This is a genomic window from Amycolatopsis acidiphila (genome assembly GCF_021391495.1).
GTDB classification, from domain to species: Bacteria; Actinomycetota; Actinomycetes; order Mycobacteriales; family Pseudonocardiaceae; genus Amycolatopsis_E; species Amycolatopsis_E acidiphila.
The window spans coordinates 3,714,952-3,735,179 of sequence record NZ_CP090063.1 but is presented as its reverse complement, the minus strand read 5'-3'; the positions used below and the strand labels follow the sequence as shown (position 1 = coordinate 3,735,179).

Annotated in this window: 26 protein-coding genes and 2 pseudogenes; 10 read left to right on the top strand and 18 right to left on the bottom strand. The window is 70.3% G+C overall.

Annotation, left to right across the window (positions count from 1 at the left end; all coding sequences use genetic code 11):
* The first annotated feature begins 44 nt into the window (after positions 1-44).
* Genes LWP59_RS18180 through LWP59_RS18170 form a run of 3 tightly spaced genes read left to right on the top strand, consistent with a single transcriptional unit; the run spans position 45 to position 2,589 of the window.
* Positions 45-521: a hypothetical protein gene (locus LWP59_RS18180; protein ID WP_144631655.1), complete on the top strand. Its 477-nt coding sequence runs from the start codon at positions 45-47 to the stop codon at positions 519-521.
* Positions 518-1,774: a Zn-dependent hydrolase gene (locus tag LWP59_RS18175; protein ID WP_144631658.1), complete on the top strand. Its 1,257-nt coding sequence runs from the start codon at positions 518-520 to the stop codon at positions 1,772-1,774. Before LWP59_RS18180 ends, LWP59_RS18175 begins: the two co-directional genes overlap by 4 nt.
* On the top strand, positions 1,771-2,589 hold the full coding sequence (locus LWP59_RS18170; RefSeq protein WP_144631661.1) for an iron-sulfur cluster-binding protein: 819 nt from the start codon (positions 1,771-1,773) through the stop codon (positions 2,587-2,589). Before LWP59_RS18175 ends, LWP59_RS18170 begins: the two co-directional genes overlap by 4 nt.
* A gap of 223 nt (positions 2,590-2,812) precedes the next feature.
* Here LWP59_RS18170 and LWP59_RS41050 read toward each other — a convergent pair.
* The 13 genes and pseudogenes from LWP59_RS41050 to LWP59_RS18115 form a co-directional block, all read right to left on the bottom strand.
* Positions 2,813-3,019: pseudogene (locus LWP59_RS41050) on the bottom strand (ATP dependent DNA ligase); the annotation flags it as partial.
* 187 nt (positions 3,020-3,206) lie between these two features.
* Positions 3,207-3,413: pseudogene (locus tag LWP59_RS41045) on the bottom strand (non-homologous end-joining DNA ligase); the annotation flags it as partial.
* The gene (locus tag LWP59_RS40725) at positions 3,413-3,709 is read right to left on the bottom strand and encodes an ATP-dependent DNA ligase (protein WP_308431740.1); all 297 of its coding nucleotides are present in this window, start codon (positions 3,707-3,709) and stop codon (positions 3,413-3,415) included. The pseudogene LWP59_RS41045 and the gene LWP59_RS40725, both read right to left, overlap by 1 nt.
* Positions 3,710-3,933: 224 nt before the next feature.
* Positions 3,934-4,323 carry a hypothetical protein gene (locus LWP59_RS18160; protein WP_229857759.1) on the bottom strand — a complete coding sequence of 130 codons (390 nt, stop codon included), beginning with the start codon at positions 4,321-4,323 and terminating at the stop codon, positions 3,934-3,936.
* On the bottom strand, positions 4,320-5,291 hold the full coding sequence (locus tag LWP59_RS18155) for a recombinase family protein (protein WP_229857758.1): 972 nt from the start codon (positions 5,289-5,291) through the stop codon (positions 4,320-4,322). Before LWP59_RS18155 ends, LWP59_RS18160 begins: the two co-directional genes overlap by 4 nt.
* Positions 5,292-5,500: 209 nt before the next feature.
* On the bottom strand, positions 5,501-6,031 hold the full coding sequence (locus tag LWP59_RS18150) for a hypothetical protein (RefSeq protein WP_229857757.1): 531 nt from the start codon (positions 6,029-6,031) through the stop codon (positions 5,501-5,503).
* On the bottom strand, positions 6,028-6,438 hold the full coding sequence (locus LWP59_RS18145) for an SHOCT domain-containing protein (protein ID WP_144631664.1): 411 nt from the start codon (positions 6,436-6,438) through the stop codon (positions 6,028-6,030). The genes LWP59_RS18150 and LWP59_RS18145 overlap by 4 nt, the downstream gene beginning before the upstream one ends.
* A gap of 120 nt (positions 6,439-6,558) precedes the next feature.
* Complete coding sequence (locus LWP59_RS18140; protein WP_144631667.1) at positions 6,559-6,768, bottom strand: hypothetical protein; 210 nt, start codon at positions 6,766-6,768, stop codon at positions 6,559-6,561.
* Positions 6,768-6,983 carry a hypothetical protein gene (locus LWP59_RS18135; RefSeq protein ID WP_144631670.1) on the bottom strand — a complete coding sequence of 72 codons (216 nt, stop codon included), beginning with the start codon at positions 6,981-6,983 and terminating at the stop codon, positions 6,768-6,770. Before LWP59_RS18135 ends, LWP59_RS18140 begins: the two co-directional genes overlap by 1 nt.
* 193 nt (positions 6,984-7,176) lie before the next feature.
* The gene (locus LWP59_RS18130; RefSeq protein ID WP_144631672.1) at positions 7,177-8,526 is read right to left on the bottom strand and encodes a hypothetical protein; all 1,350 of its coding nucleotides are present in this window, start codon (positions 8,524-8,526) and stop codon (positions 7,177-7,179) included.
* Between the two features lie 13 nt (positions 8,527-8,539).
* Positions 8,540-8,761 carry a hypothetical protein gene (locus LWP59_RS18125; protein ID WP_144631675.1) on the bottom strand — a complete coding sequence of 74 codons (222 nt, stop codon included), beginning with the start codon at positions 8,759-8,761 and terminating at the stop codon, positions 8,540-8,542.
* Between the two features lie 14 nt (positions 8,762-8,775).
* Positions 8,776-9,234, bottom strand: coding sequence for a DUF7144 family membrane protein (locus LWP59_RS18120; protein WP_229857756.1), 459 nt, complete (start codon positions 9,232-9,234; stop codon positions 8,776-8,778).
* Positions 9,231-10,325 carry a cation:proton antiporter domain-containing protein gene (locus tag LWP59_RS18115; protein ID WP_144631678.1) on the bottom strand — a complete coding sequence of 365 codons (1,095 nt, stop codon included), beginning with the start codon at positions 10,323-10,325 and terminating at the stop codon, positions 9,231-9,233. The genes LWP59_RS18120 and LWP59_RS18115 overlap by 4 nt, the downstream gene beginning before the upstream one ends.
* Before the next feature lie 167 nt (positions 10,326-10,492).
* Here LWP59_RS18115 and LWP59_RS18110 point away from each other — a divergent pair, with 167 nt between their 5' ends.
* Positions 10,493-11,038 (top strand): hypothetical protein, encoded by a 546-nt coding sequence (locus LWP59_RS18110; RefSeq protein ID WP_144631681.1) that lies wholly within the window; start codon positions 10,493-10,495, stop codon positions 11,036-11,038.
* 178 nt (positions 11,039-11,216) lie between these two features.
* The gene (locus LWP59_RS18105; RefSeq protein WP_229857755.1) at positions 11,217-12,524 is read left to right on the top strand and encodes a diacylglycerol/lipid kinase family protein; all 1,308 of its coding nucleotides are present in this window, start codon (positions 11,217-11,219) and stop codon (positions 12,522-12,524) included.
* Here the strand turns inward: LWP59_RS18105 and LWP59_RS18100 are convergent.
* Positions 12,472-14,316, bottom strand: coding sequence for a glycoside hydrolase family 15 protein (locus tag LWP59_RS18100; protein WP_144631687.1), 1,845 nt, complete (start codon positions 14,314-14,316; stop codon positions 12,472-12,474). The two genes, LWP59_RS18105 and LWP59_RS18100, sit on opposite strands and share 53 nt — an antisense overlap.
* 182 nt (positions 14,317-14,498) lie before the next feature.
* Here LWP59_RS18100 and LWP59_RS18095 point away from each other — a divergent pair, with 182 nt between their 5' ends.
* The 3 genes from LWP59_RS18095 (at position 14,499) to LWP59_RS18085 (ending at position 15,729) form a co-directional block, all read left to right on the top strand.
* Positions 14,499-15,032 carry a DUF308 domain-containing protein gene (locus LWP59_RS18095; protein ID WP_144631690.1) on the top strand — a complete coding sequence of 178 codons (534 nt, stop codon included), beginning with the start codon at positions 14,499-14,501 and terminating at the stop codon, positions 15,030-15,032.
* Between the two features lie 77 nt (positions 15,033-15,109).
* Complete coding sequence (locus LWP59_RS18090; RefSeq protein WP_144631693.1) at positions 15,110-15,460, top strand: hypothetical protein; 351 nt, start codon at positions 15,110-15,112, stop codon at positions 15,458-15,460.
* Positions 15,461-15,480: 20 nt separating this feature from the next.
* On the top strand, positions 15,481-15,729 hold the full coding sequence (locus LWP59_RS18085) for a hypothetical protein (RefSeq protein ID WP_144631696.1): 249 nt from the start codon (positions 15,481-15,483) through the stop codon (positions 15,727-15,729).
* Between the two features lie 12 nt (positions 15,730-15,741).
* Here LWP59_RS18085 and LWP59_RS18080 read toward each other — a convergent pair whose 3' ends face one another.
* The 4 genes from LWP59_RS18080 to LWP59_RS18065 are packed head-to-tail and all read right to left on the bottom strand — an operon-like array spanning position 15,742 to position 18,853.
* The gene (locus LWP59_RS18080; RefSeq protein WP_144631699.1) at positions 15,742-16,770 is read right to left on the bottom strand and encodes an RDD family protein; all 1,029 of its coding nucleotides are present in this window, start codon (positions 16,768-16,770) and stop codon (positions 15,742-15,744) included.
* Positions 16,760-17,206, bottom strand: a complete 447-nt coding sequence (locus LWP59_RS18075) for a hypothetical protein (RefSeq protein WP_144631702.1) — start codon at positions 17,204-17,206, stop codon at positions 16,760-16,762. Before LWP59_RS18075 ends, LWP59_RS18080 begins: the two co-directional genes overlap by 11 nt.
* On the bottom strand, positions 17,203-18,609 hold the full coding sequence (locus LWP59_RS18070; protein ID WP_222425374.1) for a DUF2252 domain-containing protein: 1,407 nt from the start codon (positions 18,607-18,609) through the stop codon (positions 17,203-17,205). The genes LWP59_RS18075 and LWP59_RS18070 overlap by 4 nt, the downstream gene beginning before the upstream one ends.
* A gap of 4 nt (positions 18,610-18,613) precedes the next feature.
* Positions 18,614-18,853: an amphi-Trp domain-containing protein gene (locus tag LWP59_RS18065; RefSeq protein WP_144631705.1), complete on the bottom strand. Its 240-nt coding sequence runs from the start codon at positions 18,851-18,853 to the stop codon at positions 18,614-18,616.
* 187 nt (positions 18,854-19,040) lie between these two features.
* Between LWP59_RS18065 and LWP59_RS18060 the strand changes: the two genes are divergently transcribed.
* Together LWP59_RS18060 and LWP59_RS18055 are read left to right on the top strand one after the other, a co-directional pair.
* Positions 19,041-19,562: an HD domain-containing protein gene (locus LWP59_RS18060; protein ID WP_186382968.1), complete on the top strand. Its 522-nt coding sequence runs from the start codon at positions 19,041-19,043 to the stop codon at positions 19,560-19,562.
* Positions 19,520-19,984: an archease gene (locus tag LWP59_RS18055; RefSeq protein ID WP_308431739.1), complete on the top strand. Its 465-nt coding sequence runs from the start codon at positions 19,520-19,522 to the stop codon at positions 19,982-19,984. The genes LWP59_RS18060 and LWP59_RS18055 overlap by 43 nt, the downstream gene beginning before the upstream one ends.
* Positions 19,985-20,228: the final 244 nt, after the last annotated feature.

Sequence of the window (20,228 nt, the reverse complement as noted above, 5' to 3'; positions counted from 1 at the left end):
CGTACCTTCCGGACGTTCCGGCTGAAGTGGGAAAGCGAGGAATCGTGTCGAACACAGCTACCCCGGCGACGGCATTGCGCACGCTCGGCGTCGCGTCGGACACCTACGGCCCGACGATCAACAGCGGCCGATCGCCGCGGTACGTGGAGGTTCTCGGGCGTGCACTCGCGGAGTCGCTGCGCCCATCGAACTCGGAGACGCTGGTGGTGTGGAACACGCCGGACGATGCCGTGCTGGCGCATGCCGTCGCACTTCAGCTCGGCGTGACCGTCCGACGCGCGTCGGAAGTGGGAGGGATTCTCACGCTCGACGAGCCGATCGCGCGGGGCACGCGCGTCGCGCTGGTGGCGACGGAGTGGGATGGGCGCTGGCTGGAGACGTTGCGACGGTTGGTGCTCGGCAGCGGTGGCGCGCTCGTCGCGGCCGCGGCGGTAGTCGGGTCGGACGTGCTCGATTCCGTCGCCGACCGGGCCACGATCGCACTGCTGCCGTCGCACGAGGCGAAGGAGTTCGTGCGGTGACCGATCTCGTGGCCGACCCGGCGCGCCTGCGCGAACGCATCGATACGTTCGCCGGGTTGTCCGAAAGAGATAGTGGACCCGGCGTCACGCGCCTGGCCTACACGCCGCTCGAACGAGCGGCACACGAGTTGTTCGCCGAGTCGATGTCCACGCTGGGGCTGAAGGTGTGGGTCGACGCCGCGGGCAACACCATCGCGGAACGATCCGGCTCCGATGCCACACTGCCCGCGATCGGCACGGGTTCGCATGTGGACAGTGTCCCGAACGGCGGGGCCTTCGACGGGATCGTCGGTGTGTGCGCCGCGATGGAGGCAGCGCGATTGCTCGTCGAACACAATGTGGCACACCGTCACCCGATGCGGTTCGTGGTGTTCGCGGCCGAGGAAGGCGCGCGCTTCGGACAGGCCTGCACCGGTAGCCGGATCGCGGCGGGGCTCACCGGTCCCGGCGACCTGCCGACGAAGCAGGATGCGGACGGCGTCAGTCTCGCGGACGCCATGACCCGCGTCGGGCTCAATCCCGCCTCGGTGGCGGACGCCGTGTGGAGGCCGGCCGAGTGGGCCGCGTTCGTCGAGCTCCACATCGAGCAGGGCAGCGTGCTCGAAACGGACGGCGTGCGATTGGGAGTCGTCGATTCGATCTCCGGCAGCACGCGGCTGCTCCTCGAGCTCAGCGGTCGCGCGACGCACAGCGGTGGGACGCCCATGCACCTGCGTGCGGACGCGATGGCCGCCGCCGCGGAGGTCGTGCTGGCCATCGAGTCGTTGGCAGGCGACGAACACAACGTCGGCACGCGAACCACCGTCGGCAAGATCGACGTTACGCCGGGCTCGATGACGACCATCGCGGGGCACGCGACGTTGTGGGTCGACGTGCGAGGTACCGATGCCCAGCGTCAGCGGGACACCGCGAAGGAGATCGTGCGGCGGGCGGAGGCCATCTGCGCGGGCCGCGGTATCGGTTTCCAGCACGAGCAGCTCGCGGACACCCCACCGGTCCGCCTGCCGGACGGTATTCGCCACGAGCTCGCGGCGTCCTGCCGCTCCATCGGCGTCGAGCCGCGCGTGCTCACCAGCGGTGCCAGCCATGATGCGCAGCAGATCAACAACGTCACGCCGAGCGGCATGCTGTTCGTGCCGAGCAAGGAGGGGATCAGCCATGATCCGGCGGAGTGGACGAGCATCGAGGACATCGCAGTGGGGACGACCGCGTTGACGGCAGGCCTCCTTCGGCTGGACGAGATCCTGATATGAGCACATCGGTAGTGCTGGACGTCCTCGCAGGCGAGCGTCCGACGCCCACATGCGTGCGGGCGCCGGTGCTGCTCAACCGCCCGTTGTCGGACCGCTATCGGCTTCTTCGGTTCAGCGCGCCGACCATCGCCGAGCGAGCTCGGGCAGGACAGTTCGTGATGGTCAGTCCGGTTGCGGAGTCCGGACCGATCCTGCCGCGACCGATGGCGATCTACACCCGCGATGCGGGCAACGGCGTCGTGGACATCGTCTACGGCGTCGTCGGTGCCGGTACCACGGCGTTGTCGGCCGTCGCGGTCGGCGAGGCTGTCGTGGTCACCGGGCCCCTGGGGCGAGGGTTCACGGTCCGCGATGAGACGGAGCGCATTCTTCTCATCGGGCGCGGAGTGGGCATCTGCGCCATGACCACCGTCGCTCAGGACCTGGCAGGGAGGTCGGTGCGCGTGGCGGCGGTTCTCAGCGGCCGCCACCACGCGTCGATCATCGGCGCCGACGTCTTCCGCGCCTACCGCGCCGACGTCCGCCGGGTGACCGACGCCGACGGCACCAGCGGCGTCCCCGTGCTGCGCGAGCGCTTGCACCGAGCGTTCGACGGCGACCCACCGCAGCAGATCCTGACCAGTGGCTCCGAGCGGCTGACCCGGTTGACCGCGCAGCTCGCCGCGCGGTGGCACGCGGCCGCGCAGGTTTCCATCGAGGCGCACATGGCCTGCGGCCTCGGATACTGCCATGGCTGCGCCGCGGGCGGTGGCGACGGAACGCACGAGGCTCCGCTCGTCTGCCGTGACGGACCGGTTTTTCGAGTGAGAACGTGACAATGCGTTCGTCGGCCCTCCGAACCCGGGGCGCCGAACGCGCACCCATCCCGTGTCGGGGGGAAGCCGGTACCTCACGCTGCTGGTCGCTGGGCTGAATGTGGTCGACCGCGATGTAGTGGTCGAGGCCCGGGAAGGCGCCGCCGTGGCAGCCCGGGCAGAACAGTCCGGCCTCCGGGAACGGCTCAAGCATGGCGGACCTCGTCGGGTTGCGGTCGGGGCGCAGAACGCGCCAGGACGGGTGCCGCAGGCGGTGATCGGAGGTCCATTGCCGGTGTTCGACCTCGCCCACCAGCACGGTTCGACCCAGCGGGCCGTGCGGGCGTACTCCCGCAGCACCGGCAGATCGAACGGGCTGCTGGGGCGGGGCGAGTGGGACGAGCCGGTCGCACATCTCGTCGAGGGCACGGTCGCTGAAGCCGATACCGACGTGGCCGGCGTGTCAGCCGCCCCTCGTCGTGGACGCCGAGCAAGAGCGCACCCAGTGGGCCGGTGCGGCGCCCATCGCCCGGTGTCCGCCCGCCGACGACCATCTCCTGAGTTTCCCGCAGCGGGGTCTTGATCCAGTCCCGGTAGCGGGCGCCGGGCTGATACGGGGAGCGCAGGCGCTTGGCGACGATGCCTTCCAGGCCGCGCTGCCGCACGATCTCGAGCAGCTCGGCGCCGGGGAGACCGATGTGGCAATCCGGCACACGGGTTCGAGGCGGGGTGGCCAGGGCGAGGTCGTCCAGCTGCCCGCGGCGCTCCTCGTACGGGGCGCGGGTGAGGTCCGTGCCGCCGAGGTGGAGCAGGTCGAACACGGAGAACGCCACCGGATAAGCCATCAGCCGCCGCGTCCCGGGTTGACGCACGTGCATCCGGGACGGAGCCGACCGATGTCCGGGCGACCCTCCTCGTCGTGGGTGACCAGTTCCCCGTCCAGCAGCGCCGGCCGGTCCACCAGGTCCCGGAGCGTGGCGAGTTCGGGATAGGTGCGGGTGATGTCGCGGCCGTTGCGCGACCAGGCCGCCACCTGCTCGCCGTCGACGGCGGCGGCGACGACGACGACGCGCACGCCGTCCCACTTCCACTCGAACGCCCACCCCTCGCCCGCCGGAGGTTGGCCGGCGATGGCCGGCATCGACACGAGGGGAGCGGGTAGGGCCATAACCTCATGCTCAGCCGCGCAGCACAACGGTTAGTACGTCGCGAGGGCGTTCGGCGGTCTCGAGGGGCCAGGGCGGAAACAAGTCCGCGTTTCGCGCGATCCAGTTGACGTGAGGATCCAAGACTACTTGCAAACCAAAGGCAGCTCCAGGTTGAGCCTGTCGTAGAGCCGCTCCAGAGCTTCCGGCTTTGAGTGCTTCAGCGCGGAACCGACGTCTCCCAGGCATCGACCATCGCGTACACCTCCGCTTCGCCCACGGCGGTCGGTGGTGCCGCTCCGTCCAGCTCGGCCCGCGCAGCCGCTCGCTGCGCCTGAGCCTCGTTGATCGCCTCGACCAACGCCGCAGGGTCAACCCCGGCCTCAATCGCGGCTTGCAGCCGCCTCTCCGGCCCCTGGGAGGCGACCAAGGCCGCCACTGTCCGGTCCACGTTCTCCTGCTTGAAGAGATTGCCCAGCCATTGGTTGGCCAGTTCGAGGATGTCGAACTCGCGAAGGTTGACGGTGCGTGGATGCTCAGCGAGAGCCGCGGACCCGGGTGCGAGCGTGCGCGCCATGCACCGGTAGTACACCTCTTCCTTGCGGATCACCGCGCCTTGCAGCCGTCGCGTGCAGATCCCGCACCGAACGCGGCCCCGAAGTACGTAGGGTCGCGTCCCGCGCGTCCGGGTCCGCTCCAGCTTGGCCCTGCCACGCATCCCTCCCGCAGCCCGGGAACGCGTAACAGTTGAGCCTGGGTGAAGTCCTCCACCGAGATGATCTCCGGATGCGCCGGAATCCGTGAACGCACCACCCGGTCCGGAGCTGCCCTGCGGAACCGAACGACATGACCTGCCGAGACGTCGTCCGGGTCAAACAACGTCTCTTGCCTCGCCCACTGCCCGAAGAACGCGTACCCCGTGTACCGCGGGTTCTCCAGGATCACTCGCACCGAACTCCCCTGCCAGCCATCCGCCAACCGGTGCCGGTTCTGCTTCGGCCGCCGGGCCGAGGGGCACGGGATACCGTCACGGTTCAACCCGTTAGCAATCGCCCGGTCGCCCTTACCACTCAAGTACTCCGCGAAGATTCGGCGCACCACCTCAGCGGCCGGGTCGTCGACAGCCAGCACCCGCAGCCGATACCCCTCCGCAGCCTTCCGCGGGTTCGGATGCCACCCACCGTCGACCACCACGTACCCGTACGGCGCTCGGCCACCCTGATACCGCCCCTCGTTGATCACCTGAGCATCCATCGCGGCACGGACCCGTGCCTGGGCGTGCTGGCGCTCGGACTCGCTCATCCCGCGCAACACGCTCATCTGCATCTTGTGCGATGGGTTGCGCGGGTCGTACTTCCCACCCAGCTCCGGCACCCACAGCTCAACCCCGTACACGGCGAACTTGGGTGCGACCAGCGAGAACTGATTCCCGAGCCAACACCGCGTCCCCTCCCCCACCACGACGGCATTCCACCCCGGGGTGGGGTTCTTCAGCGCCGCCAGCAACTGCGCCGCCTCGCCGCGGCGCTCCCACGGCACCGACCGCGACTGACCCACGTCGAAGAACTCCGCTGCCACCCGGCCGACCGCGCCTCACGACGGCGAGGAACGCCGGAAACTGGTCCGGGCCGAGCTTCTCAGTAAGCACGAGTTACGACCCGGCATTCCTCGACTGGATCTCCTGGTGGTACCTGGCAACTTTCGTCGTGCAGGTCGACTTGTCGCAAAGCTGCCCAAAACGTTGGCGCCTCGAATCTGCGACCTCCACCACCGGATTACGCAACCGCTCAGTGGAGGTGCACGAGCACAACGTTCTTGAGCAGGATCATCACGATCCCGAGCAGGGCTCCCACACTCGTCAGCGCGACCAGCGGCCATCCTCCGAGCCGGGCTGCGCGGCCGGCCGACCAGGCGTGCCACACGAGCAGCACGACAGCCGCGGCGAGGCCGGCGTTGGCCGCGGCCACCGCCGAGGTGCCGGCCAGACGAGCCAGCAACGCCACCAAGAGCGGACCGAACGAGGCACTCACCATCGGCCATGTCGCCAGGAGCTCGGCGCGGACCTGGCGGCGGCCGGGCAGTTTCCCATCGACCACGTGTTCGCCGAGCAGTTCCGCGTACTCTTCGGCAACCCAATACACGAGCAGAGTGACCACGACCGCCACCGTGAGCGCGGCTGTCGACAACTGGCTCCCCGCGGCGGTCAGGATCGCCGCGGTCACCACCACGCCGTAGATGCCGGCCGCGCGCCGCCGGCCGCGGCGCCCAGCCGACTCCGTCAGCACGGGCGGAGTTCGTCCGTCATCCTGCTTCGTCACACCGCGAGCAGCTTCGACTTCGCCCGCTGGTACTCGTCTTCGGTGAGGTCACCGTGATTTCGCAGGCCGGCCAGCCGCTCCAGCTCGCCGACCCGGTCTGGACCGGCGCTGGGTGGCTGGGGCTCGCGCGCCGCGTCCTGCACGTACGAGCGGAACGCCTGCTCCTGGCGCTGCGCGCGCTCGTACTGACGCTCGCCCATGCCACGGCCGCGGGCGATGAGGTACACGAAGACCCCGAGGAACGGCAGGATGCAGACGAAGACCGTCCAGCCCGCCTTGGCCCAGCCGCTCAGGTGATCGTCGCGGAAGACGTCGGCGATCACGCGGAACAGGAGCATGAACCACATGATCCACAGGAAGAACCACAGCATGGTCAGGAACAGGTCGAGCAAGGGATAGTTCGACACCGGATACCTCCGATCGCCGGTCTGCCGGGTAGCGGCTTGAATGCCGCGAGAAACCACGCTCGGCCGGATCGCGCCGTGGCGCACCACCTGGAATGGATGAGGCGAGCCCGCCTGCCGCGGTCAGGTGGCCGTGGGTGCGTGCTCCCACGTCCGGATCCCGAAGGCGAGGACGATGTCGGCGATGCCCTTGGTCAGCGCGATCAGCCCGACCCACAGCACCAGCAGGGCCGCCGATCGGGACGGCACACCGGCCGCCCGGAACGCGACCACGATCTCGACCACGCCGAGGCCGAACAACAGCCACCACAACACGCCCGAGCCGCGTGACATCAGTGCGACGACGATGTTCGCGCAGCCTTGAACAGCAGTGCCCACGCGACCAGGCGCGCCAGCGCGACAAACGTGGGATCCGGCCAGACCAGCGCGACCAGGCCGGCGGTGAAGAAGATCCCGGCCAGCACCGCATGGACCATCCGGTGACCGCGGGCCGCCTGCACGTCGGCAGCCTGGCTGAGCGCGGCGACGATCAGCATCAGCCCGGTCACCAGCGCGATGGAGCGCCGACGTCAGGTCGAACTGGAGGATCATCATGCCGAACACGAGCCACGCGATGCCGAGGACGAGCAGGACCCACCAACGAACGCCAGCGGTCGCGGTCAGGATCGACGAGCCGGTGCGGCCCTCGCGGTCGGCCGATGGGTCGGCATAGGCCATGACGGACCTTCCTATGGGACAGGTTCAGGCGGTGCCGGTGCCCGTCGGCCGGTCCTGGGCTCCGGGAGACGGCTGGTCGAGGAACTGGATCACGGCGAGGCAGACGAGCAGGACCAAGGCGACGACGATCGCGGCGAGACCGCTCGGGGGGATGAGGAACACGAACACGAGCACGGCCACGCCGACCACCCCGGCACGCAGCGGGACGCGGTGGTCGTGCACCCACCCGCCGAGCTTCCCGGTCCGCAGCCCGGCCTTCGCACCGCCCCGCCGCAGCCACACGATCAGCCGGTTCGAGGCGGCGCGGAGATGCACCGCGGTGGGCGACGGGCCCGCGAGGAAAGCCCCGATACCGATGAGCAGCCCGACCACGAAGACCACCCGGAGCCCGTCCCGCAGGAACCGCACGAGCAGGTCGTAGGAGTCGCTCACCGGCGCCGCCGAGCGACTGGGCACGTTGTCGATCAGCACTCCCCGCACGATGAACAGCGCGACCGCGATCACCACCATGCCCGTCGCAATCCCGAACCCTGTGTTCAGCAAGGCGCGCCGGTGGTTGCGGGCGAGGTACACGCCCGCCGCGAGCAGCACGAGGGTGACCCACGGCAGCCATGTCGCGACCGTGTCCAGCGTGTTGTACGCGGACCTTGCCTTGATCAGGGTCTGCGCGTCGCCCACCGCGAGGGTTGGATGCACGTCGGGCACCGCGTTGACCGCGGTGAACCCATTGGCCACCAGGCGCTGCTTCGCCGCGGTGATCACCGGACCGAGGTCCAGCTGCACCTTGCCGGCGACGATGCTGATCGCCGAGGCGTTGCCCGACAGCACAGCGTTGAGCTGTTCGTGTCCGCCCCGCAGTGCCTGGTCCCAGACCGCGCGCACCTGCGAGCTCGCTACGACGGTGCCGACCTGGTCGTGCACGAAGCCCTGCAGGCTCGAGGCCAGCGGGCCGGTGAGCGAGTGCAACCGGTCCACGAGCACGGGCGAAAGTCCTTGCGCGGCAAGGGCGTCCACCGCTTGGTTGGCGTACGCCTGCACGTCGACGTACCCGAAAATGGTGTCGGTGACCCGATCGGTCACCGCGGCCTGCACCGACGGCTGCTCGATCAGCGGGCTCATCGTGGCGACGAACCGGTCCGTGTTCGCGACCTGGTTGTGCACCCAGACCGTGAGCAGCGACAGCGGTGCGAGGACACAGCCCAGGGTGATCAGGAAGCCGGCGGCAACCGCCTTCCAGTTCGGCACCCGACGGCGGCGGGGCGCCTTGCGCAGGGCGTCGACCTCCCCGCGCAGGCGGAGCAGTTCGGCACGCTCGTCCTCGCGCAAGGGTTGGATGACCGTGGTGTCGGTCTCGGCCGCGGTCGGCTCGGTCACGGTCGGCCTCCAATCAGGGCAACTCCGGAATGCGCTGCATCGAGACGACCTGCAGGCGGAGGGTGGCGAGCAGAGTCAGGATCCCCTGCAGGTGCGCCTCGTCGGTGACGTCGACGTAGAGGACGGTCTCGGCCGGCGCCGATACGATCCGCACCTCGTCGTAGTCGCCGAAGGCCCGCTGCGCACGCTCCGACATCCGGCCGTCGACCCGTACTTCGTACTGGAGTCCAGACACAATGGTCGTCCTGGTCAGGCCTCCGCCTCGGTGCCCGCCGTGATCACGGCCCAGATCACGAGGACGTCGAGCGCGATCACGACGATGGACCACAGCGGATAGGCGGACATGAAGGCCAGGCTGGCCAGCGCGTTGAACCCGGCCAGCAGCACGGTGATCACACGAGCCCAGGTCGCGCCGGTCAACAGGGCGGCGCCGGTGAGGACGACGAGGGCACCGAGGATCAGGTGCAGCCAGCCCCAGCCGGCGAGATCCAGCACCAGCACACCTGACGCGCCCAGCACGTAGTAGTCGCTGTTGAACAGGGCGACGAGGCCGATGATCACGTTGAACAGCCCGGCCACGACCATCATCACACCGCCGAACACGAGCTTGCCGGTCCACCGGGCCTCGGTCGTGACCGGACTGGTGCGCGACTGCGGCAGCTCGCGGGCGTCGGCCGCCCCGGGCCGCGGGTAGGCGTGCTGAGTCATCTTCGGTTCCCACTTTCACGATCGACGGTTCGCACGACTGCCAACGCTGGCTCGCGCGGCCGGGCCGCCTCTTCGCCCGTCGCGGATGAGATGCCGGTCAGCGCGCCGGGTCCCTCGCGTGCGCGGCATGCCAGGCCGCGTACCGGCCCGCTGCGGGCGGCGGCCGTGCCGTGGGCGAACACCGAGAGGGCGACCGTCCAGGTGACCACCGCCAGGATCTCGTCACGCTCAGGCAGTCCCGTCCGCTCGACCAGGACCAGCACGAACACGATCGACGCGAGGCCGCGGGGACCGAACCAGCCCACGAACGCGACCGTCGGCGGGCGGGCGCCGGTGCCCAGCAGGGCCGGCGCTACCGGCACCATGCGCACCACCGTCAGGCTGGCGATCGGGTAGCAGGCGAGCCGCCAGTCGAGCGCCGCCAGCGCCGGGCTGAGCAGCACGGCCCCGAACGCCAGGAAGGTCAGGGCGTTGAGCAACTCGCCCGCCTGCTCCGCCAGCGTGGTGCTGCGTGGCACCCGGCGCCCGCCTGTGGTTCCGTACACGCTTCCGGCGACGAAGGCCGCGATGAACCCGCTGCCGCCGAGCGCGGCGGCAGCGGTGTAGGCGAGCAGCGGGGTGACGACCGCGCTGAGCTGCTGCCAGGCGGGGCTCATCCAGCCCTTGGCGAGGAACCGGGTGGGCACCCAGCCGGCGAGTGCACCCGCCCCGATTCCGGCTGCTGCGCCGTAGCCGATCTCGGCGAGGACCACCGCCACCGCGCCGACGTGCGCAGTTCCCTCGCCGGATTCCGCGACGGTCAGGAAGATGATGCGCAGTGGAACGCAGATCCCGTCGTTCGGTCCACTTTCGACGTTGAGGCCCTCGCGGACACCGGACGGTACCCGGCGGGTCTTCGACAACCGGCAGGCCGAGTGCGCCGACCGAGACAACCGAGGCATCGCTTCGGCGAGCACCCGCACGCTCTGACCGGCCACGCCGCCGGGCACGAGACCGCCCACCCGAGCAGTACACCGCCGCGGCGAAACCATCGCGCCGGAGACCACTGTGGACCGCAGGCGCGCGGACAGTGCCCCGTAGCCGAGCTGCACCAGCGCCGCGACCGGGAAAAGCCCATGCGTTCATGGCGCCTCCCGTCGGCATCGCACCACCGGGAGGCCGGGGAAAGCTCACCTCCTGGAGATGAGGCCCTCCGCGAACGGGGCTTGGATGCTCGCGGCGAGCGGCGCGCCACGCCGCGGAGAACGGAGGCACACCTATGACAATCGGACCCGTACAGCTCGTCGTGCTGGGTTTTCCGGACCCGGACTTCCACGGCGCGATCATCACCGAACTGGACCGCCTGCGAGAGACCGACACCATCCGCGTGATCGACGCGCTGGCGGTGCACAAGGACTTCGGCGGCGGGATCGAGGTCGCCCACCTGAGCAACATCAGTGACGAGGAAGCCATCGAGCTCGGCAGCAAGATCGGTGCGCTGATCGGACTCGGGATCGAGGGCGAGGAAGGTATGGCGGCCGGTGCCGCAGTAGGGGCGGACGCGGCCGCGGACGGCATCGAGATGTTCTCCGACGAGGACGCCTGGGACGTGCTGTCGGAAGTCCCCGACGGCTCAGCCGCCGCGCTGTTGTTGCTGGAGCACCGCTGGGCCATCCCGCTGCGCGACGCTGTCGCGGCGACCGGCGGGTTCCGCCTCAGCGACGGATTCGTCAGCCCGCTCGACCTGATCACCATCGGGCTGGTCAGTGCGGAGGAGGCCAAACAGCTGCACGCACTGGAAACCGCCACACCAAGCCACACCTGAGTCAGGAGGTAGGACCATGTTCGGATCTCGCAGGGTCGCTCGCCGCACGGCGCGGCGGACCGCGCGGCGTGTCACCCGACGGCGGCGCTGAACCATGGCGGGCCGGGCGCCCGGTGCGGGGACGAGGGGTGTCCGCGGCGGTGCTCACGCGGTACCGCCCCCCGCGCCGCGTCGCCGCGTGGCCGCCGCAGCCGCCTTGCTCTGCCTGCCGGCGGCCGCCGCCGTGGTGGTGTGGAGTCTCGTCCGGAACCCGCTCCAGCTCGCGCTGGGCCTGGCGCTGATCGTCGTCGCGGTAGTCGCGGCCTGGTCCGCACTGCTGCACCGCGGCGTCGCCCGGCTGCCGCCCGCGATCGCGGCGGTGGTGGCGCTCGCCGCGACCGCCGCGTTGCCGGAGACGCGTGTGCTCGCGGTGCTCGCCGCCGTCACAGGCCTGGCCGTGCTCTCCACTGCGGCGGCGAGGGTGGCCATCGCCCGCGACCTGGCGCCGGCGACCACCGCACGCGCCGTCGGCCCCGCCCGCCGCGGGGTGCTGCTGATGAACCCGCGGTCGGGCGGTGGGAAGGCCGAGCGCTTCGAACTCGAGAAGAAGGCTCGCGCGCTGGGGGTCACCCCGATCGTGCTGCGGCGCGGGGACGACCTGCGGCAGCTGGCCGAGCAGGCAGTGGCCGACGGCGCCGACGTGCTGGGCATGGCCGGTGGGGACGGGTCTCAGGCGCTGGTGGCCGACGTCGCGCGCCGGCACGGGATCGCGTTCCTGTGCGTGCCGGCCGGTACGCGCAATCACTTCGCACTCGACCTCGGTCTGGACCGCGAGGACGTGGCGGCGGGGCTCGCCGCGTTCGGGGACGCCGTCGAGCGACGGATCGACCTGGCCCTGCTCGGTGACCGCGTGTTCGTCAACAACGTGTCGCTCGGCGTGTATGCGACGGTCGTGCAGTCCGACGCCTACCGCGACGCCAAGCTCACGACGACGACCCAGTTGCTGCCCGAGCTGCTCGGGCCGGACGCGCGCGGCTTCGACCTGCGCTTGACCCGCCCCGACGGCTCCGCGGCGCGGAGCCCCGACGTCGTACTGGTGTCGAACGGCACGTATCACCTCCACAGCCTCGCCGGGTTCGGCACCCGGAGCAGGCTTGACGCCGGGCTGCTCGGAGTGGTCACGCTGACCGTGGAGCGGGCGCGAGACGTCACCGCCCTCCTCTCGGCCGAGGCCGCCGGAAACCTGCGCCGCTTCCGGGGCTATCGCGAGTGGACGGTGCGCGAGTTCGAGATCGGCTCCGGACAGCCGCTGTTGGATGTCGGCGTGGACGGCGAGGCGCTGCGGCTGCCGCCGCCGTTGCGCTTCCGCTCCCTGCCCAGCGCGTTGCGGGTGCGCACTCCCGCTGGGGCGGCGGGCGCCGCCGTCGCGCCGCATGCCGGTCCCGTCGAAGCGGTCAGGGCGCTGTGGCGTGTCCTGTGCGGTCGTCCAGCGCGTCGTCGAGCGTGAGCGCGGCCTCGATCAGCGACAGATGGGTGAACGCCTGCGGGAAGTTCCCGATCTGCTCGCCGGTCAGCGCGATCTCCTCCGAGTACAGGCCGACGTGGTTGGCGTAGGTGAGCATCTTTTCGAAGGCGTGCCGTGCGTCCTCGATCCGGCCGGCTCGGGCGAGGGCCGAGACGTAGGCGAAGGTACACAAGGAGAACGTGCCCTCGGTGCCACGCAGCCCGTCGGGCGAGGCGTCCGGGTTGTAGCGGTAGACAAGGCTGTCGGTGACCAGCTCCGCGTCCATGGCGTCCAATGTGGACAACCAACGGGGGTCGCGGGGCGCGACGAACCCGACCGTCGGCATCCGCAGCAGGGCGGAGTCCAGCACTTCGGTGTGGTAGTGCTGGACGAACGCCTGCCGGTGCTCGTTCCACCCGTGCTGCATCACCTGGTCGTAGATCGCGTCGCGCTCGCGGGTCCAGCGCTCGAGCGGCGCCGGGCGCCCCTGTGCCACCGCGAGCCGGATACCCCGGTCCAGCGCGGCCCAGCACATCAATCTGCCGTAGGTGAAGGGCTGCCGGCCGCCCCGGGTCTCCCAGATGCCCTCCTCCGGCTGGTCCCAGTGACCGGCGAGCCAGTCCAGGACCTCCCGGATGGCGAGCCAGCCGCGGTACGGCACGTCGAGCCCGGCCTGGGCGCCGACGAACATGCTGTCGAGCGCCTCGCCGTAGATGTCGAGCTGGAGCTGTTCCGCGGCGCCGTTGCCGAGCCGCACCGGACGGGACCCGCGGTAGCCCGACCAGTGCTGGAGGACCTCCTCCTTGAGATCGGCGGAACCGTCGACGCGGTACATGATGTTCAGCGGTCCCCCCTCTCCCCCGGCGTGCTCGCGGATCCGGTCGCCGAGCCACGAACCGAACCCCGCAGCCTCGTCCCGGAAACCGAGCGCCAGCAGTGCGTACACCGAGAAGGACGCGTCGCGGACCCACGTGTACCGGTAGTCCCAGTTCCGCTCACCGCCCACCTGCTCGGGCAGGGCCATGGTCGGCGCCGCCACCAAACCCCCCGTCGGGGCGTAGGTCATCAGCTTCAGCGTGATCGCCGACCGGGCCACGACCTGGCGCCAGCGCCCCGTGTAGGTGGATCGTGCGAGCCAGGATCGCCAGTAGCGCACTGTTTCGTCGAACAGGCGCTGGAATTCCGCCACCCGGATCTCGCGCGGCGGACCGTCGGCTCCCGATTCGAGGATCATGCCACGCACCTGCCCGGCCACCAGGTCCACTGCGACCCGCACGTCGCCGTCCTCGGCGCGGCCACGAGCCAGCCGCTCGTCCTCCGGTTCCCGCACGGTGTGCAGGGAGAGTTCCAGCTGGTCGGTGGAGAAGACCGCGCCGTGCTCGGTGACCTGTGCGGTGTGCGTGCGACGGCCGTAGTCGAACCTCGGCGCCACTTCGATGTCGAAGCTCATCCGGCCGCGCACGCAGCGGAGCATGCGCACGAGCCGATGGCGGCCGGTGGCAACCTCACCCGACGGGGGCATGAAGTCCACCACTTCGCCCACGCCCTGTTCGGACAGGAACCGGGTGATCAGTACGGCCGAATCCGGGTAGTACATCTGTTTCGTGACGTACTCCGTGCCGGCCGGGCGCACCCGGAATCGCCCGCCGCGGTGCTCGTCGAGCAGCGCGCCGAAGACACTCGGCGAATCGAAACGCGGGCAGCAGAACCAGTCGATCGAGCCGTCGGTGCCGACGAGCGCGGCTGTCTGCAGGTCCCCGATCATCCCGTGATCGGCGATTGCGGTCTCGGTCATCCTTACCTCCACAGTGGACGTGCCGGAGTCCGGCGGCAACAGCGTCGTGCCGGCCGCGCCACGGCGCATCACCCCGGCCGGACGAAGGCAACGCTCGGACGTCACATTCCAGAGGTGAGGTCGCGCGAAGGCCCTTCCGCCACGCTGGCGGCCGAGAACGTTCCCGGCGGAAGCGGACGATCATGAACCGAACGATGGAGTCCCCCTGGTTCCTCGTCGTCCCGGGCGCCGTCGCGGTGGTCGCGGGGATCGCCATCCCGGCCTTCCCGCAGGCCACACTGGGTGTGATCGCCTTCGTGTTCCCCGTGGTGCTGGTCGTGATCGGGGTCTTCCGGATCCTGTCGGCCTTCCTCTCGCCCCGTCTCGAGCACGGCAGACGCCGGGTGCTGACCGGAACGTTGCTCGTGCTCGCGGCGCTGCTGGCCCTGCCACAGGCGGACCAGTCCCTGCACCTGCTCACACTGCTGCTGGCGGCGTACTGGATCATCAGCGGGCTCAACGAGGCGATCCGGGTGGTACTGCGCGGTCGCACACCCGAACGCTGGCTGGACCTGACCGCGGCCGTGCTGCGGATCCTCGCGGGGATCACGGCGCTGGTCTACGGCTCGGTCGCACTGCTCGTGCTGGTCTGGCTGCTCGGCCTGCAGCTGCTGCTGTGCGGTGCGATCACCGTGTGGGTGGGGCTCGACGCCCGGCGCGCGGCTTCTCACCCATGACGGGCGAAGGAAATGCCCGGCTGGCAAGCGATCCTGACCGGATCGCTGCCACGGCCGGCGGCAGTCTGGAGCTGACGATGAGCGACCTACCGCCCCCAGGGGACCAGGACAGTGCTGTGCCGGTGCGCCGGCCCGTCGCGACCGGACTGGTGTGGCTGTGTCCCAGTGCCCTGCTGATCGGCGAGCTCATGGTGACCGGGCACGTCCGGCCGTTCACGGTACTGGTGTCGCTGGCCGCCACCTTCGCGGTGTTCTCTAGGCGGGCTTGGGGCCGGGCAGCGGCGGCCCTGCTGGCGCTGGCCGACGCGCTCACGCACGCCGTGCTGGTTCCGGCCGACTCCCGATGGCTGACGCTGGTCGGGTTCGACGTCGCTGTGGTCATCGCCGTCATCATGTCCGGCAAACCGGAATCCAGTAGTGAGACGTGACGACACAAGGAGGTGGCGTTGTGGCGGAACGGACCTATGAGTTCCGGGTCAGCGGCGAACTGTCCGAGCGAATCTGCGACATCGTGGGCGACTTCAGCGAGATGCGGATCATCACGGCTCCCCCGGAAACCCTCATCTACAGCCGCGTGCCCGACGTGATGCATCTCCACGGGATCCTGCGGCTGTGCGAGGACCTCGGCCTGCGTATCGTGTCCGTGCAACAGGTACCCGAGCCGCAACGGGCGCCACAGGTGCCGAAGACCAGCTGAGCGCGCTCGGCATCATCCCCCAGAGGTCGGTGTGCCGGCCGCCTGGCAGCTCGTCGCCACGTCGCGGAGCGCGACGAGAAGGTCGTTCACCCCGGCCCGCATCGCCGCGCCGTCCGGCGGCTGCGCTCCCGCCGCATCGACCACCCGCTGGAGCGCGGCCTTGACGTCGTTCAGCCGAGCGCTGATCTCGGCGCCGACGGTGTGCTGGGCGGAGTCGATCGCGCTCGACAGCTGCGCCGCGGCGATGCGCACCTGTTCCCGGGACGCGGTCCCCTGGACCAGTTCGCTCACAGTTGCGGCGAGCGCCTGCCCGCTGTCCACCAGGCTCGCGCACTCCGGCCGGACCGAAGCGAGGGGCGACGCCGGCGGCGCCATGGTCGCCGCGGTCGCCGGAGGCGCGGCCGGCGGTTCACTGCCACCGGACTGGCAGCCGCCCACGACGACGGTCACCACACCGGCCAGTACCGCCACCATCACACGCCTGCTGGCAACCACCGCGCTCACTTCCCTCCGCTCGGGCAGGTCACGCTTCCCGGCGCGCCACCGGCGCACCTCGCACGTTCCGGGTGACGTGAACGGGAACCAGTCGTAGACCACGGACGTGCGCAGCAGCAGGTCGGCCACGGACCGGCGTCCTGGACCGGCGGCCACGGCCAGGCCGATCGGGAAGACCAGGCAACACACGGCACGCAGCAACGCGAGCACCGGATGCGGGCAGCGGCCGCCCCGGCCGAGCACCCGCAAGCCCAGCGCCAGATCGCCGACCGTGCGCCCGGTCGCGGTCCACGACACCGTCAAGTAGCTGATCGCGAGCGCGGCCGCCGCCACCACGACGACGGTCCGCGACGGCCGGGGAAAGGAAAACCGGGCCGGGCTGACCGCGAAAGCCAGCCCGGCCACGGCCAGGTAGCCTGCGCCGAGGGCGACCACGAGCACGCCGAGATCGACCACGGCCGCCAGCGCGCGGCTCACCACGCCGGCGCGGTGCCCCTGGCACGCCCGGACCTCTGCCGGTACACCGGCCCGGTCGTCAGCCGCCAACCGGTGCCCCCACGGCTGAGGCGCCAGCGCCCGGGCTGAGGACCCGGCCGACCCACCGCGACACCGTCTCGTCCGCTGTCATCGTGCGGATCCGGAGGTCGCGCGCGGTTTCCGTCGCCACGGAACCGGTCGCCAGCCGGACGAGTTCGGGCAGATCGCTCTCTTCGACGATGTCTCGCACGAGACCGGCCAGATCCAGCTGGTCCAGCACGTCCCGGACGATGGCAGGAGCCGCCTTGTGGTACCACCGGATCGCCTGTGCGGTAGCTTCCTGCCGGTACGCGAAGCCGGTTCCGGCCAGCGCCCGCAGCGGACCGGGCCAGCGCTCCGTCCGCAGCAGCGGGGCGAAGTTGCCGGCAACCTTCGCACCGGTTCGGATCGCCACGGCCGCGACCGCGATGACCGCGTCGCCGGCGACCGGCCGCCGCGGGTTCATCGCGCGCCCGTCTTGACCACGTCGGCCAATGCCGCGTGGTCGCGCTCGTTCTGATCGGCGTACGCGCGGGCGAACTCGCCGATCGCCGTGTCGAACGACGTCCCGGACCCGAGGTACGAGCCGATCGCGATCGCGTCCCCGGTGCGCGCGTGGGCCCGCGCGAGCGTCCAGGCACACAACCGGCCGTAGGCGAGCATGCCGACCGGATCCAGCGTCTCGATCTCCGCCGAGCCCTTCCAGTCGCGCAACTGCCGAAGGTAGAAGTCCCTGATTGCCCCATCCAGGCCGGTCACCCGCACCCAGCCGAGGAAGATGTCGCTGGCCGCCTGCATAAGCCGCTGCCCGACGACGACCCGCCGACCGGAGTTGCCGAACTCGCTCGGTTCAAGGTAGGCCTCCAGCACCGACGGGCCCGCTTCCTTCGCCTGCAGGAACAACGGATCCCGGTCGTCCTTGCCGAGCAGGAGCAGCATCCAGCACCGGGTGCCCACGCTGCCCACGCCGACGACCTTCCGCGCGAAGTCGACCACGCGGTAGCGGTCCAGCAGCAGCCGCCGTTCCGGCTCCAGGGTTTCCCGGTACGCCGCGAGCACGCCGTGCAGTTCCTCGATCACCTGGGCCGCTCGGTCGCGGATGCCGAGCTCCTCCACCCGGACGATCAACGGCGGGTCTGACGCGATCCGCGGTCCCCCGTTCGCGCGTTCGGTGAACTTCTCCAGCGCACCAAGATGATCCCTCGCACGCGCCTTGACCGTGGTCTGCGACAGCTTCTTGCGACGCGCCGCACCGAGCTGATCGGCAAAGGTCGCCTGTACGGTCTCCACATCGGCGCGGGCGTACCAGACCCGCAGCACGGTCCACCTCGAAAACTCGCGCATCGCGCTGCGGTACTCGGCGGCCGCACCGGTCACGATCTCCCGCCGCCGCTTCCGCGGGAAGCCGTTGTCGCGTCCGGCCACCTCGAGGCTGGCCGCGAGCCGCTTGACGTCCCATTCCCAAGGTCCGGGCAAGGTCTCGTCGAAGTCGTTGATGTCGAACACCAGGCGCCGCTCGGGCGAGGCGAACAACCCGAAGTTGGACAGGTGCGCGTCACCGCAGGTCTGCACGGTGAACCCGGTCCGCGGGCTTCCGGCGAGGTCGCTCGCCATCGGCAGCGCCGCCCCGCGGAAGTAGCTGAGGGGCGACAGGGCCATCCGCTCGTGCCGGATCGGCAGCAGCTCCGGCACCCGGTTCGCGTCCTGGCCGGCCAGCAGCTCCAGCGGAGTCGGCGCGTTCGGGTCCCGGGCGAACTCGGCGTGCCGCGAGCGTGGCACCGCCGATCGCGCCGCCTTTCCCAGCGCCGCCCGCTCGACCGGCGTCAGCCCGTGGCGGCCTGTTGTCCGCTCGCGGATCGAGGTGACCACCGACTCAGTCCTGGTGTCCCGGCGCGGGCCACTTCAGCTCGACCTCCAGCTCGACCTCGTCCCCGTCGACCTCGAGCTCGATCTCGCAGCGGACGTGCTCGGGCACGTTCACCTTCACGTTGCTGCCGCCCAAGGGGACCAGCACCTTTTCGCCGTCGGAGAGCGCCGCCGCCAGCGTCGACAACCGGTGCGCTGCTTCTTCGCGCGTCAGCAGCTCTTCGCGTGTCACTTCCAGAATGGACATGGTTCGCACAGAACGCCGTCACGCCTTGTCGCGCCTCACCCGCCCGTGGTGAAGCGCCGAGAGTTCACCCCGAACGGATGGGGGGCAACCGGTCCGCGATGATCACGATGTCCTCGTGGATGTGGCATCTGCACGCGAACTCTCCCGGCGCTGTCTCGCGCACGCGCTACCGCGACGGTGGGCGCACGTGCGAGCGACTGCTCGGGTAGCCGCCCGGATCGGTCCCCGGCTCCTGGCCGCCGATGAACAGGATCTGCTTGTCACCGCGGCAATTCTGCATGACATCGGTTATGCCGGACCGCTGGTGGTCTCCGGCTTCCACCCGCTCGACGGCGCGCGGTTCCTGCGTCACCTGGGCGCGCCGATGCGTCTCTGCGCGTTGGTCGCGAACCACTCCGACGCGAGGTCCGTCGCCGGGTTACGAGGTCTCACTGATCAGCTCGCGCACTTCCCAGACGAAACGACGAACCTCCGTGACGCCCTGTGGTATTGCGATATGTCGGTCGACGCGACCGGGCAGCCGGCCACCTTCGAACAGCGCATCGCCGACATCCGGGCACGGCACGCGCCGGACTCCTTCGTCGTGCGGGCGCTGGACGCGGGCGGGCTCGAAGCGCGAGCGGCGGCGTTCCAGCGAGTGCGACTCCTGTTGGCCGTCCGGGTCGTGTGCCCGGTCTCGGTGGGCGCGAACGGGCTGGGCCGGTTGTGAAACCGCCGCGAGCTGCACCTTCGCGGCGTCCCGTGCACGCCGGGGACCTGCGGATCGAAACGTGGGCCGGCACCCGGGAAGCGTGCATCGCGGAAGCGGTGGACGCAGTGGTGGGAAGCTTCATCGGCCCGGCACGCCCCTCCCCGTCGGCGCGGTCATCTTTCAGGGTCACGGGCGGCACCGACGCCGAACTCCTGCAAGCGGTACTGGGCCAGGTCATCTCCGACGTGCTGGAGAGGCAGGAGGTACCGGTCGCGACGGCGGTGTCGGTGATCGCCGAGGGACTGGAAGTGTGCCGCGAGACCGTCAGCGCCGCCGCGATCCTGCCCTCCGGCGCGCTTCCGAAAGCCGTTTCACGCCGGAGTGCGCTCTGCCGGCGGTTTCCCAGCGGCTGGTGGTGTACCGCGCGGATCGACCTCTGACCACCCTCGCCTCGGTCCTCCGGGAGCTTCATCTCCCGTCCGTGCGCCTGCGAGGATCACCCCGGCAGCCGGGCCGCGGTGTTCCCCGTCAGCAATCCGGCGGAGCTCACCAGGTAATAACCGTCGTCGAACACCGAGGCGAGACCTTCCACCGGGTGGACCAGGCCGAGCAGGATCAGCTGCCGTGGTAGGCGCTTTCTGCCATGGCATCCTCCCTGCCGTGAGCGGGCCTCCTCCCGCCACG